The following is a 12,045-nucleotide window of genomic DNA, read 5'->3' as shown; positions in this document are numbered from 1 at the left end:
GGCGTACTAATTTTTAGGAGGAAAAAGTGAAAAAAATAATCTTATTTTTATTGTTAATATTTACTACAATTCCAGGTTTTACTTATGACTATAGAGAAATTCTTTTTGGAAATAATTATGAAAATATCACAGAATGTACGGATGACGAAATATTAAAATATTTTAAAAGTCAAAAAAGCATAAAAGATGGGGATTATGGAGATAAATATGTACGTCTTTTTGAAGAAAATTATGAAAATGGAACTGTCTATCGGCTTTTAACAAGTTATGAAACTTTGAATGATGAAAATCTTTCAAAAATATATGAAAATAAAATGAGACTTAGACAATGGGTTTATATAAAAGTTAATGGGGTTTTCCATGAAATATCATATGGATATATTTATATACGGAATTCAGGTGATGGCACGGTAACAAGCTGGAATGAAGATAATTATGGTAATGTATCGGTTATAGAACGAAGTAATAAAATCATAGGAATTCTGGAGTTCAACAACGCTAAGCGTGTAATATTTCATTCTGCCGATTCGGATGATGGTGAAAGCTGGGAAACAACCGAACGTTCTACTTCCGCAAATTTTAAATATTGGAAAGATTTACAAAATAAATCTTTTTATAAAAACTGGTTGGGAGATGAATGTTTGCATTTAATAAGGAAGGATGTGGAAATCCCTGTAATCAATATCGATTATTCATATCCTCTTATTGATAAAGTTCGTCCGTTTAAATATACAATTCAAAATGCTTTTGATGGTAATCCATCAACAAGTTATGTAGAAGACACGGAGGATAGCACAATAAAAATTTCATTATATTCAAAAAATCTTAATTCAAACTGCATAAAAATGAAAATCATAAATGGATATGCACAAAATGAAATGCTTTATAAAAATAATAATCGGATAAAAGTTATTGATTCATTTAATGAAAAATCTACGGCAGTTACCTTAAAAGATAAAAATCTTGAACCGCAGATTATACATTGGATTGATTATGGTTTTTATGTAAAGGAATTTTATAAAGGGAAAAAATATAATGATACATGTATTGCCGAATTAGATTTTCAATCAGAAGATGGAAATTGGATATTTGAAAAATAATCGTCTAACGCCCGTTTAGGTTAGAGAAACCGGAATAATTTTCAAAATTTATGATCCGGCCTTTATAAAACCTTTATGCATTCATAATATTTTTTCCAAAAAAATCGATCGCGTTTTTAAAATCCTTTTCGTTCGGTCGGCCTTTGTTTAAACCGCCGATAAGTTTTAAAGGACCGAAGGTGTCAAAGCCTTTGCAGCCGAATATGCCCATACAGATTTTTCCGTTTTGTTCGGTTTTTTTGCGCAAAGTTTTTTCAAAACCGGCATTAACCGCGCCGGCGGTGTAAATAAAAAACAGCTTTTGTACACTGCTCACAAGCGCTTGTTCAAATAACTTATCGACCGGTTTTGCAAATTTAAAGTAAAAAATTCCTGAAGCAAAACCGATTGCTTCATAGCGATTAAAATCATCGGGATTAAAATCGCCGGCCTTTATCAAAACCGTTTCAGGAAACTTTTCCTTTATTTTATTCAGTACCTTTTCGGTATTTCCATGATGTGTTGAACTGTACACAATACATACGTTACTCATAGCAGATCTCCTTTATTATTTATATAGCCGTATTTTTTAGGATATATGGCCGATATATCTTTTCCAAAAACAATATTTCCATCGTTTAATCTTTTTTGTGCAACCGTTCGGTATGCAAAATCGATTGCGTTGCAGCCGCAGTTATAAAAACACTCTCCGCATAATATACAATTTTTTTGATTTTTTATCGATACCCTACCGTCTGTAAATATAAAATTATTAATGGGGCACACTGAAATACATTTTTTGCATGCACTACAGTTTTCCCGTATAATCGATACGGTTTTAAACTTTCCGTGTATTTTTTCCTGCGAAAGGAGCTTCAGCATAAAGCGCATTGGACCTTTGGTATAGGCAAAAGAAGCACTATTGTCTTTTATGTGTTCTTTATGTGAACACAGAGCAAACACTTTATTTACTGCCGTTTCTATTAAACCCTCTTCCATATCGCCGGGTTTGTTCTCCAGTATTTTGGTATGGAAAAATCTGCTAAGTGTATGAAACGAAGCAAGTTTGATTCCTAAAACCGGCACATATTTTTTCTTCTTTAATGCTCTTCCCATTTCTTCCAATGCGATAAACGAATGTGCTCCTCCATAAGTAATAAACGGAACTGCAATTTTTAAACATTGTTGATCCGGCAAAGGCAGAGCTTCGATGATACTCAGTATGTGGCTTTCAGCGTGTCCTGCGTATACCGGCGCTCCTACAAAAAGTACATCGAAATCTTGTAAGCGTTCTTCCAAGATTTTTTGCCTGTCGGATTTTGAGGCAAGCAATAGGCTGTCATCTTTTGTAATATTTATGATATCAGCCGTGCCGCCTTTATCTTTAATTTTTTTCTGAATCATATGTGCAGCAATCAATGTATGTCCTGACGGACTGAATACTATGATAACAGCTTTCATAATAAACCCTCCTATAAAATCAACAATCTGAAAAATTATCAAATTTTGAGGATTGTTGATTTCTCATTTTCGCAATGAAATGAGAAAATGTTTTATAATAAGCGATGTTTGCGATTAGCAAACTCGCCCGTGTTTTTAAGCGGTACCATTTGTACCGCTTAAAATAAACCCTCCTGTGTACTTAAATCGGGGATGTTGTTGTCTACCAATTCCGCCAAACGTGCAATCGCATCGAACTCTTTTTTTGAAAGAGAACTCAAATACGCTGCAAGTTTCTCGTTAAAACCGGCATGGAATTTTTCGTGATTGTTATATGCAACGATTCCTTCTTTTGTCAGCTTAAAATAAACGGTTTTTTTGTTATCCGCTTTTTTATATTTTTCTATCAATTTTTTCTTTAGCAGCTTATCTGCAACTTGTGTTACGGCACCGTTTGTAATGCCGAGTTTTTCCGAAAGCTCGGAAGCGCTGTATCCGCCGTCTAAACCTATTGCTTCTATAAAATGAATTTCGCTTTGGTACAATTTATGCTGCGTACCGAAAGTTCTGGGTTTTTTATCATTGGCGTTTACTTTGTACTGAATTTTTGCCGTCCGTTGTATAAGGCTTTCTACATCATTCATTATATCTCCCTTAAAATTCAACAGTTGAACAAAATATCAATTTTGGAAACTGTTGAATTATGCCGTTTCGCAATAAAATGAGAAACGGCATATAATAAGCGATGTTTGCGCAGCAAACTCGTCCGTGTTTTTAAGCGGCGTAACAATGCCGCTTAAAATAAACCTTCCTTTTTCTTTTAGTTGCTAAAATAAATATACATCAAAACACTTTTTTTGTCAATATGTTTTAGTAACTAAAATATATTAATGTAAGAAGCCTGCAATGGCAGCAGTGAAAAATTGCATAGGTATAATGGCAATTACTGTACCGTATCTCATGCTTTTTCTATAAAATGGATGGAAAATATGTTGGTAGATTAATAACCTAACACCCGCTTCAACGCTGACAACAAGGACAAGCCGCAAATGCAGGTTAAGCGAGAAGTTAAACATCTTTACTTAAATCGGCAATAGTTGTTTTGCTAAGCGAATCCTTCATTGCTTTTTGGGCATCATCTAATTTAGTATCAAGCACAAGATGAATTTTACTTCCCACAGGACATTTAGGATTCGGCTTAGGATGAAAATTAAAAATATCCCTTTCTTCCTCGCCTTCATTGATTGCATTGTAAACATCGAGAAGCGTTATTTTATCTGCAGCTTGAGCCAAGTGCGATCCGCCAATACCTGCGGCAGTTTCTACAAGTCCCGCTTTTTGTAACTGAAGCAAAATTTTTCTTATGATAACGGCATTTACACCCGTGCTTGCAGAAATAAAATCCGAAGTAACACGCATATCTTTTTCAAAATACCGGATACACAAAAGAGTATGGATCGCTGCCGTAAAACGAACACTTATTTTCATATTTCCAATTATACCATTTTCTTCAAGACTTCGCCAATATCGTCATTGATACAAATAGATTGCTTTTCTATTTTGAGCGGCACGGCGGCTTCTCCAAAATTGATGCAGGCATAACCAGCATTCGGATTTTTTTCCGTCATCTGCCAAAACGGATACTTTATTATTCTAGGCGTGTTTCCGCCGACGCCGAGCTCAAGGAACAAAACTTTTCCGTCGCCTTCCTGTTCACCGTTTTTTATTATATTCCGAGTTTGCAAAAACTTTTCATATTGTTTTGATGCCTTGTGCCAGCCTTTGTCCGTTACAAAAGTGTGGTCTGCCCGTAAGTTCATGCTCATCGGCTTTCCGCAAACAGGACAACGGGGAACAAGTTCTGTCGGAACTTTCATTTCATCACGAAATTCCCACATTGCTCGGATTTGTTTTTCATTGTCATAAGTTTCCTCATGACACGGCTCGCTGCATTGAAACAATCCGTAGTCGCCCTGCGTGTAAAATAGCCGGTTCTTGTCAAAGCCGGCTTTTTGAAAGCAATGGTCTACATTTGTTGTGATCACAAAATAATCCTTGTCCTTCACAAGCGAAAACAAATCTTTATAGACCGGTCTCGGCGGATCCATATAACGGTTTATCATAATATTACGGCTCCAATAAGCCCAAAGCTCTTCGAGGGATTCAAAAGGAGTGAACCCTCCGGAATACATATCATGAAAACCGTATTTTACCTCAAAATCAGAAAAATATTTTTCAAACCGTTCTCCGGAATAAGTAAATCCTGCCGAAGTGGAAAGCCCGCTTCCGGCACCGATGACAATTGTTTCCGCTTCTGAAAGAACCTGTTTTAATTCCTCAATCTTCTCTGTCATACAAAAGTCCCCTTATTTTTAGCGCCTGAAAATAAGCCCCTATAAATTTCCTCATCTTTTTCAGTGAACACATTAAACACAACCTTCATTCCGCCGGTATGGCCTGTCATGTTGGGGCTTGAGCCGGATTTCTCGTTTTTTTCTTTCCATTCCCTGACGGCAGCGGCCGCAATTTGTGCTGCCTCTTCCTGCGGAAAACCGAAAACGCCTGTTGAAATACAGCAAAAGGCTATCGACCTAAGGCCCTTATCATGCGACAAATGAAGACAAGATTTATAGCATGAAGAAAGCAAATCGCAATCAGTTTGGGTAAGCTGTCCTTCCACAATTGGGCCGACAGTATGAAGCACAAACTTACACGGCAGATTAAATGCAGGAGTAATTTTTGCTTGTCCCGTCGGCTCTTCATGCCCTTGCTTTTTTATAATCGAATCGCAGGCGGCACGGAGCCTGATTCCTGCAAAGGTGTGTATGCAGTTGTCGATACAATAGTGGCAGGGCTGCCAGCAGCCTGTCATTCCGCTGTTCGCTGCGTTCACGATTGCGTCAACTTTGAGTGTAGTGATGTCGCCTCGCCAAATGTAAAGATCATCACAGGCCGGAACCAAATCCGTTATGTCGGTAATTCCGCGCAATTTAATTTCTTCCTGCAAATACTCATCTTCAATATGCAAAAACTCTTCACTTGCAGGAACGGCATGACGCACATTCACAAGTGAGCGAAGAAGATATTTTTGCTCTGTTTCACTTTCAGGAATCTGCACTCCTCTATATTGTGAATTTTCTGCGAGAAGATATTCAATCAAAAAACGCCTCCGCTCTGTCTGTGTCATAATTCACCCTACTGAAAAGAAAACTCTATCGGCTTTGAAAAATCATTTCGCTCTTCCAAACCTTTTACATGACCAAGATTATTCAGTGAACCGCAGATATTCTTCAAATAAAAAACTTTGAACAATGGATGTTCTTGGTTGTTATGATAAAGTTCTCGAACAATCTTGCTTTTTTGCATTATTGCCTTTTTAATCCCGCGGATTTCTTCACTTTCTGCCGGAAATACAACTTCTGCACTGAACCGAATCCACGCTGTTGTAATTTCATCTTTCTGCAGACGGCTTCCGCACAAATCCATAAACGGCGATTTTTGCAATTCCGCATACATCGCCTTTTCGCTGTTTGTACAGAACCATAATTTATCATCACGCAAAATCATATACTGAACCGGACGCACTTTCGGCTTTCCGTCAAGCCCGATTGTAGCCATATACTGTAAGCCTATTTCATCAAGATATGCTGCGATATCGTTTATACTTAGTTTCCTTTCCATTACAACCTCATTAAAAATGCCCGGTGTCTGTGTAAGTTATTCGAACTGTTGTTCTAATTAACTTACAGCTATAATATACAACAAACTGTTTGTAATGTCAATAGAACTTCTGATTTTTTATGAAAAAAAATCAAAATTTAAAGAACATAACACAGTTTCGTTAATTATTACTAAAGCATCCCTTAGTTACTTGACGATAAAGGGCTCATATTATATTGTCAGAATATAGCGGGTATAAAATAGCCGATAAATGGGAGGTATGATAAAATAGTAAACAAACAAACGGTAATGTGATAAACTGAACTAAAAAGAAGTTCAGTGGAAACCAGGCAATAGTTCGTCATGTTTAGTGGAGGCAATGACCTCCGAATGGGAGAATGAAGAGCTTTTGCCGCATCATACAGTAGTCGTTAAAGACTGAATGGGAGATTGGAATATATTACCGAAAAGACTTTCCGCTGAAACACAAAGGGAGGGAGGTCGAAATGACATTTTTTATTGGCGTGGATTTGCACAAAACACAGTTTACAGTTCATGTAAGAACGGAAGAAAGGTCTGAAACCCTAAATCAGATAAGACAATATAAAACTGATGACAAAGGTTATGCCGACTTTATGACAAGAATAAAAGCTTACAAAGAAATCGGAGCTGTTGTAAAAATTGGAGTTGAATCAACAGGGAACACCCGTTTTTTCAAACACGAGGTAGAAAAAGCCGGAGCAGAAGTTACAGTCATAAATACTTTGAAGTTCAAGGTTATAACTGAATCTGCTAAAAAAACTGATAAGCATGATGCTTGTACAATTTCAGAGTTTCTTTCAAAAGACATGCTACCTGAAAGCTATCTTTGCAGTAAAGAAACTGAAAATATGAGGCGGCTTTTAAAGTCTAGGGAAAGGCTGGTTCGCTCGATAGTAGGTCAAAAGAATGAAGTTCATGCTCTTTTGGTAAGTATGGGGCTAAAAGATGAAAGCAGGAGCCTACAAAGTAAAAAAGGACGCCAGAGAGTTCTGGACGTCCTTGAGTCGAATAACGACAACGTGCTCGAGGCACAATCAGTACAACTGATGTTTGAAATTATAAGGCAAATGGAAGAAAGTGTCAAGATAATAGAAAAACAACTTACAGAATTGACAAAGGATGATCAAATGGTAAATCGTCTTTTGAGTATACGAGGTTGTGGAAAGATAACGGCATGGACTATAAGAGCCTATACTGAGGATATGGGAAGGTTTGCAAGTGCAAAAAAATATGCAGCCTTTTGCGGACTTGTTCCATGGGTGTCTGATTCTAATGAAAGTATTAGGCATGGAAAAATTACGAAGCGAGGCCCGCAGGAATTAAGAGTGAGCTTTGTACAATTGGTAATGGGTATAAGACGTTGCAAAGATACTGCCTGTTGGCGTTTAATGCAGCGTTATGAATATATGAAAACACATAAGGGCAGCGGAAAGTCAATCATAGCCGCTGCGAGGAAGTTGGCAGAGATTGTATGGGCAATGCTCAGCAATAAAGAAGATTTTGACTGTGAAAAGATGAAAGGAACATACAACCGTATGAATCTTGCAGTTTAATTTTTATCTGCCATCTATTTTAATTTTTTTTAAGAAAGTCGATTTTGTTTGTTGACTTTTTATGGGAGGAGATATGAAAAGAAAAATTATATTAATTATGTCCATTACTATTTTAACTGTAGGTACTTCAGGTGTTTTTGCAGAAAAAGCAGGAACGCTGAAAGACCTGCTGATGCGCTTGCCCGATGCGGCATTTTTGCCTACATTGAACGAAATAAAACGCAGCGATGGTTTCAATCCGCTTATTGAAGTATACGATGAGGAAAACCGCTACTTGAGTTTTAAAGCCGTAGGAGATGTCTACTACTGGGAAATGTGTTACTGGAATCTGAAAGGCGGCAAAGAAAAACTGATTTTAGTGAATTCAGACTTATTTCCGGCTTTTTATCTTTACAGCAACGGCAAAGTTTCCAAAACGGAAAACTTCGGCATTCGGGATATATGGAAAAAAATCGGAGGCTCTTCTATAGTAGGAGCTATGGGGTAAAAACCTGTTGAGCATAAATCAAGAACCCCGATATTCTTTAGTCGGGATATGTCGGCTTATTTTATAATTTTCGCTTCTATAGCTGACGTAATTTCCGAATTGCAGACCATATACGGTAACGGCATCGTTTTGGTTTTTTGTGTTTTCCATGCCGCTTTTTTCTTCAAGGGCAAGTCGGATATCTTCATGTGTCAACACGAAAGAATGTATCAATTCGATAAGGTCTTTGCGGGAAAGTGTTTCTAAATATGATAAAACGGCAGCTGATATATCGGGCATATTGTGTATAAATTATGTATCGGTCTATGATGTAAAAAAATAAATAGAATGATGCCTTGAGATAATAGCAATGGCTTCTTTATTTGAACCTTTACACATATCCCAATCCCTATGTTTGAAATCTCAACTAAAAAACCATCAAAACCTTTGTAAAAACACTGGGTTCTTAGGGCAGAGCCCTAAGCGGTTCTTTTGAAGATAGGAGGGGTTATAGGGGAGGAAAGAAACTTTTATCCGAAAAAGTGTCTTTCCTCCCCTAACAAGTTGCCAATCCCCTCATTTTCTACTATAATAAAGACAGTATGAAAAAACTTAACGGACTCATAGCCTCCGACGGTTTAGCCGCCGGACCGCTGTATTGTATAATGGAACAGCCTGAAACGGTGATTCCTTCTTATTCCATATCTGAAAATGAAATTGATTTGCAAAAATCGAGATTGACCGGTGCCGTGGAAAAGGCAAAAAACGAGCTTTCGGAACTGATATCTTCATCATCTGATGTAGAAAAAAGCGAAAACGACAAGACCGGTGAAGATATTATATCAACCCACATTCTTATGTTGTCGGATACGGCCTTTTTGGATTCCGTTTTTGCCGATATCAAAAAAACAAGGATGAATGCCGAGTTTGTTTTAAAAAGAAAATTGGACGAAACCGTTGCAATGCTGCAAACAGCCGGAGATGAATACCTTAGCGCAAGAGCTGTAGATATTCAAGATGCCTTTGAATCCGTTTTTGTTCATCTCCTTAAACAAGGAGCAAGGGATTCCCGATTTACAAAGGTTCCAAAGGGTGCGATTATTGCAGCCAAGCTGATAAAGCCCTCCGAGGCTCTCTTGGTAAAAAATGCGGGAGTGAGCGGTATAATTATGGAAGAGGGCGGCGTTACCAGCCATATTTCGATTATGGCCCGTGCTTGGGATATTCCCATGCTCGTAGGTGTAAAAAACTGTATGGATTTTGCCCGAACCAATATGCCCGCGGCTCTCGATGCGGACGGAGGCTTTGTTTTATTTAACCCTTCCAAGACTCTTATAAAAGAATATGAGAGCCGTATTGAAAAAAGAAATGCTGAAATTAAGGAACTCTTAGAAGCTCAAAAAAATTATACTGAGCGTCTTTCAATCACAACAAAGGATGGAGTTAAGGTTTCGGTAAATGTGAATATTGCCTTCCCTGAAGAAATTGAAAATAAATTCGTTACCATATCAAACGGTATAGGTCTTTTCCGTTCCGAGTTTTTATTTTTAGAGGACGGTAAAATTCCCGATGAAGATACTCAGTTTGAAGCCTATAGAAAAGTTGTTGAGGCTATGGGCAAAAAGCCCGTAATTATTCGAACCTTCGATGTGGGTGCCGACAAGATGATTGATGAGCAGGAAACTTTGCGTGAAAAAAATCCTCTACTCGGCTGGCGGGCTGTCCGTTATTGCATAGAAAGAAAAGAAGTATTTAAAACTCAAATAAAGGCTATCCTGCGGGCCGGAGTTTTCGGGAATGTTTTTCTTTTGATTCCGATGATTTCAAACATTGAAGAAATTATTGAAGTTAAAAAAATAATCGAAGAATGTAAACTTGAATGTAATGCTGCCGGGAAAAAAATAATTGAAAAAGTTAATGTCGGAATTATGGTTGAAGTTCCCTCCACGGCTGTAGCTGCCGACCTCTATGCTCCTTATCTGGATTTCTTTTCTATCGGAACAAACGATCTTATTCAATACACGATGGCGGCAGACAGGGAAAACACAAAGGTCGCTTATCTTGCAAATTATTTTGAACCGGCCGTTTTGCGGCTTATCAAAAACGTTATCGATGCACAAAGGTTTATAAAAGAACAGGTAGGGCATTTGGTTTCTATGTGCGGAGAAATGGCCTCGCATGAAGATGCAGCCTTTTTACTTTTAGGAATGGGCTTGAGACATTTCAGTATGCCTGCCGGAAAAATTTTAAAAATGCAAAAGTTTATGCAGTCCGTAAATGTCAAGGATGCGGAAGCCTTATATGAAAAAATTAAAAAATTAAATTCCGCATCTCAAATAAAAGCAGAGGTACAAAAAGCATTGGAGAAATATTATGCCGAAAACTAAAGATGAAATTATTGATGAAGAAAATATAAGTTCAGATAACTCGGAATTTTCTCATCAAAAAAAATATAAAAACATTCCTCTGATAGCCATTGTAGGCCGGCCCAATGTCGGCAAGTCTACATTGTTTAACCGCTTTTTAAGAAAGCGCCGTTCCATTACCGATCCGGCTCCCGGCGTAACCCGCGATCCCGTCGAAGCACAGGCGATTATAAACGGCCTTCCTGTTATGCTTGTAGATACGGGCGGCTTTAAACTTACAAGGAGCGGCGATAAATTTGAAGATACAATAGATGAACTTGTTATGGAAAAAACTATTTCCACTTTAAAAAAAGCCGACAGGATTTTGCTTCTTCTCGATGCAGGTCTTGCAACTGCGGAAGACGAAGAGTTTATTCAATTTTTACGGCCATATTTTAATAAGCTGGTTGTTGCCGTAAATAAGACTGAGGGCGGAAGACTCATGGCAGAGGCTTGCAACTATTACTCTTACGGCTTTAAATCCTTGACCTGCATAAGTGCCGAACACGGCGATAATATTTCGGATCTGGCTGAAGAGTTGACAGCCGGTCTTGATTTTAGCAATGTAGAAGAACTTGAAGAAGATGATACAATAAGAATTACGATTGTCGGTAAACCCAATACGGGGAAGTCAACATTGGCAAATTATCTTACAGGTTCTTCCGCTTCGATAATTTCAAATGTTGCAGGAACTACCCGCGATATTGTTGAGGGCGAATTTTCTTATAAAAATAAAAAATTTCTTATTCAGGATACTGCGGGAATAAGGCGCAAGGCAAAGGTCAACGAAGATATAGAATATTATTCCGTAGTGCGTGCAATTAAAAGCATGGACAATGCCGATATAGTTTTTCATCTGATAGATGTTCAAGAAGGCTTAACAGAACAGGATAAAAAAATTATAGTGCAGGCAACTAACCGCGGCCTCGGCGTTATCTTTGTTTTAAATAAATGGGATTTGATGGAGCAAACAAAAAAAGCTTTTAAGGATGAAGAAGAGCGCATAAAAGTTATGTTCGGCAAAATGGATTATGCTCCCGTACTTGCTATTTCGGCAAATGAGGGGACGGGAATCAAAGAGCTTTTAAACACAGCCGTCAAAATGTTTGAGCAGCTAAATAAAAAAATAGAAACCTCGGCTCTAAACATTGCCTTAAAAGATTGGCTTCAAGCTGCTCCTCCTCCGCAAGGCCGTCAAACAGCCTTTACCTTTAGGTACATTGTGCAGACAGGTTCTCGTCCGCCGGAATTTTTGTTATTTTCAAACAGGCCCGATTATGTAACCGAGTCTTATATGAGGTATATTCAAAATAAAATCAGAAGCGATTTAGGTTTTGAAATGATTCCCATCTTACTTAAAGTTAAGGGAAGCCGAAAACGCTGGGAAGAAAGGCTTTAGG

Annotated in this window: 13 protein-coding genes; 5 read left to right on the top strand and 8 right to left on the bottom strand. The window is 37.9% G+C overall.

What is annotated here, in order from left to right; all coding sequences use genetic code 11:
• Window positions 1-26: 26 nt before the first annotated feature.
• The gene (locus E4N78_RS13595; protein ID WP_255811066.1) at window positions 27-1,100 is read left to right on the top strand and encodes an NADase-type glycan-binding domain-containing protein; all 1,074 of its coding nucleotides are present in this window, start codon (window positions 27-29) and stop codon (window positions 1,098-1,100) included.
• Between the two features lie 73 nt (window positions 1,101-1,173).
• On the opposite strand, the gene E4N78_RS13590 is transcribed toward E4N78_RS13595, so the two are convergent.
• The 7 genes from E4N78_RS13590 to E4N78_RS13560 form a co-directional block, all read right to left on the bottom strand.
• Entirely contained in the window at window positions 1,174-1,632 is a 459-nt protein-coding gene (locus E4N78_RS13590) for a flavodoxin family protein (protein WP_255811065.1), read from the bottom strand.
• Window positions 1,629-2,540 carry a 4Fe-4S dicluster domain-containing protein gene (locus E4N78_RS13585; protein ID WP_255811064.1) on the bottom strand — a complete coding sequence of 304 codons (912 nt, stop codon included), beginning with the start codon at window positions 2,538-2,540 and terminating at the stop codon, window positions 1,629-1,631. The genes E4N78_RS13590 and E4N78_RS13585 overlap by 4 nt, the downstream gene beginning before the upstream one ends.
• A 158-nt stretch (window positions 2,541-2,698) precedes the next feature.
• On the bottom strand, window positions 2,699-3,163 hold the full coding sequence (locus E4N78_RS13580; protein WP_255811063.1) for a MarR family transcriptional regulator: 465 nt from the start codon (window positions 3,161-3,163) through the stop codon (window positions 2,699-2,701).
• Window positions 3,164-3,587: 424 nt separating this feature from the next.
• A complete protein-coding gene (locus E4N78_RS13575; RefSeq protein ID WP_255811062.1) occupies window positions 3,588-4,007 on the bottom strand; it encodes an Rrf2 family transcriptional regulator in 420 nt (139 codons plus the stop codon).
• 8 nt (window positions 4,008-4,015) lie between these two features.
• Window positions 4,016-4,873: an SIR2 family NAD-dependent protein deacylase gene (locus E4N78_RS13570; protein WP_255811061.1), complete on the bottom strand. Its 858-nt coding sequence runs from the start codon at window positions 4,871-4,873 to the stop codon at window positions 4,016-4,018.
• The gene (locus tag E4N78_RS13565; protein WP_255811060.1) at window positions 4,870-5,706 is read right to left on the bottom strand and encodes a protein-ADP-ribose hydrolase; all 837 of its coding nucleotides are present in this window, start codon (window positions 5,704-5,706) and stop codon (window positions 4,870-4,872) included. Before E4N78_RS13565 ends, E4N78_RS13570 begins: the two co-directional genes overlap by 4 nt.
• 8 nt (window positions 5,707-5,714) lie before the next feature.
• Complete coding sequence (locus tag E4N78_RS13560; protein WP_255811059.1) at window positions 5,715-6,200, bottom strand: pyridoxamine 5'-phosphate oxidase family protein; 486 nt, start codon at window positions 6,198-6,200, stop codon at window positions 5,715-5,717.
• Window positions 6,201-6,685: 485 nt separating this feature from the next.
• On the opposite strand from E4N78_RS13560, the gene E4N78_RS13555 reads away from it, so the two are divergent.
• Entirely contained in the window at window positions 6,686-7,774 is a 1,089-nt protein-coding gene (locus E4N78_RS13555) for an IS110 family RNA-guided transposase (RefSeq protein ID WP_255810048.1), read from the top strand.
• 73 nt (window positions 7,775-7,847) lie between these two features.
• The gene (locus E4N78_RS13550) at window positions 7,848-8,261 is read left to right on the top strand and encodes a hypothetical protein (protein WP_255811058.1); all 414 of its coding nucleotides are present in this window, start codon (window positions 7,848-7,850) and stop codon (window positions 8,259-8,261) included.
• Window positions 8,262-8,279: 18 nt separating this feature from the next.
• Here the strand turns inward: E4N78_RS13550 and E4N78_RS13545 are convergent, their stop codons facing one another.
• Window positions 8,280-8,540 carry a hypothetical protein gene (locus tag E4N78_RS13545; protein WP_255811057.1) on the bottom strand — a complete coding sequence of 87 codons (261 nt, stop codon included), beginning with the start codon at window positions 8,538-8,540 and terminating at the stop codon, window positions 8,280-8,282.
• A 302-nt stretch (window positions 8,541-8,842) separates the two neighbouring features.
• On the opposite strand from E4N78_RS13545, the gene ptsP reads away from it, so the two are divergent.
• Entirely contained in the window at window positions 8,843-10,627 is a 1,785-nt protein-coding gene (gene ptsP, locus E4N78_RS13540; protein ID WP_255811056.1) for a phosphoenolpyruvate--protein phosphotransferase, read from the top strand.
• Window positions 10,614-12,044: a ribosome biogenesis GTPase Der gene (der, locus tag E4N78_RS13535; RefSeq protein WP_255811055.1), complete on the top strand. Its 1,431-nt coding sequence runs from the start codon at window positions 10,614-10,616 to the stop codon at window positions 12,042-12,044. The genes ptsP and der overlap by 14 nt, the downstream gene beginning before the upstream one ends.
• Window position 12,045: the final 1 nt, after the last annotated feature.

The sequence above is a fragment of the Treponema denticola genome (assembly GCF_024400535.1).
GTDB lineage: Bacteria > Spirochaetota > Spirochaetia > Treponematales > Treponemataceae > Treponema_B > Treponema_B denticola_C.
Note: the sequence above shows the minus strand (reverse complement) of the source record. Positions and strands in the feature narration are given on the sequence as shown.

What these genes read in the sequence shown, in the direction of transcription:
- E4N78_RS13585 (WP_255811064.1), bottom strand. Translation starts at nt 2,540, where the DNA reads ATGAAAGCTGTTATCATAGTATTCAGTCCGTCAGGACATACATTGATT.
- E4N78_RS13555 (WP_255810048.1), top strand. Translation starts at nt 6,686, where the DNA reads ATGACATTTTTTATTGGCGTGGATTTGCACAAAACACAGTTTACAGTT.
- E4N78_RS13565 (WP_255811060.1), bottom strand. Translation starts at nt 5,706, where the DNA reads ATGACACAGACAGAGCGGAGGCGTTTTTTGATTGAATATCTTCTCGCA.
- E4N78_RS13545 (WP_255811057.1), bottom strand. Translation starts at nt 8,540, where the DNA reads ATGCCCGATATATCAGCTGCCGTTTTATCATATTTAGAAACACTTTCC.
- E4N78_RS13590 (WP_255811065.1), bottom strand. Translation starts at nt 1,632, where the DNA reads ATGAGTAACGTATGTATTGTGTACAGTTCAACACATCATGGAAATACC.
- der (WP_255811055.1), top strand. Translation starts at nt 10,614, where the DNA reads ATGCCGAAAACTAAAGATGAAATTATTGATGAAGAAAATATAAGTTCA.
- E4N78_RS13550 (WP_255811058.1), top strand. Translation starts at nt 7,848, where the DNA reads ATGAAAAGAAAAATTATATTAATTATGTCCATTACTATTTTAACTGTA.
- E4N78_RS13580 (WP_255811063.1), bottom strand. Translation starts at nt 3,163, where the DNA reads ATGAATGATGTAGAAAGCCTTATACAACGGACGGCAAAAATTCAGTAC.
- E4N78_RS13560 (WP_255811059.1), bottom strand. Translation starts at nt 6,200, where the DNA reads ATGGAAAGGAAACTAAGTATAAACGATATCGCAGCATATCTTGATGAA.
- E4N78_RS13570 (WP_255811061.1), bottom strand. Translation starts at nt 4,873, where the DNA reads ATGACAGAGAAGATTGAGGAATTAAAACAGGTTCTTTCAGAAGCGGAA.
- E4N78_RS13575 (WP_255811062.1), bottom strand. Translation starts at nt 4,007, where the DNA reads ATGAAAATAAGTGTTCGTTTTACGGCAGCGATCCATACTCTTTTGTGT.
- ptsP (WP_255811056.1), top strand. Translation starts at nt 8,843, where the DNA reads ATGAAAAAACTTAACGGACTCATAGCCTCCGACGGTTTAGCCGCCGGA.